Genomic DNA, 364 nt, shown 5'->3' with positions numbered 1-364 from the left:
GCGGACCTGCCGTCGCGGCGCTCGCAGGTCGATCCGTCCAAGCTTTAAGGTTTCATCAGCCAAGTCGCTTCACGGCATCCCAACCTCGGGCGCCTAGAACGGCGATGTCGCGTCTTGCGATGCAGCCACAGCGCCTTTGATGATCCGTGTCGATTTCCAGTCTGCAGCCGTTCTCAGCGGGGCCTTGCTCGCCGCGTTCAGCACGGCCCTGGTCATTCGTCACTTCGAAGGCGGCGGAGAGGCGCTGGCGGCGTCGGCGCCGATCCCGGTCGTCCAGGCTCAGGCCACGGTACTGGAGCCTGCCACAGGCCGTCCCGCACAGGTCATGCGCGCCGCCGACGGTCACTACTGGGCACAGGCCCGC

General features: G+C 67.0%; 1 protein-coding gene. It reads left to right on the top strand.

Translation table 11 applies throughout. The features are described 5' to 3' along the window. Positions 1-139: 139 nt before the first annotated feature. Positions 140-364, top strand: a 225-nt coding sequence (locus tag ACM0OX_RS35790; RefSeq protein WP_414519963.1) for a hypothetical protein, incomplete at its 3' end; no start/stop codon positions are given.

It is taken from the genome of Nostoc sp. PCC 9305 (genome assembly GCF_963920915.1).
Classification (GTDB): Bacteria; Cyanobacteriota; Cyanobacteriia; order Cyanobacteriales; family Nostocaceae; genus Nostoc.
Note: the sequence above shows the minus strand (reverse complement) of the source record. Positions and strands in the feature narration are given on the sequence as shown.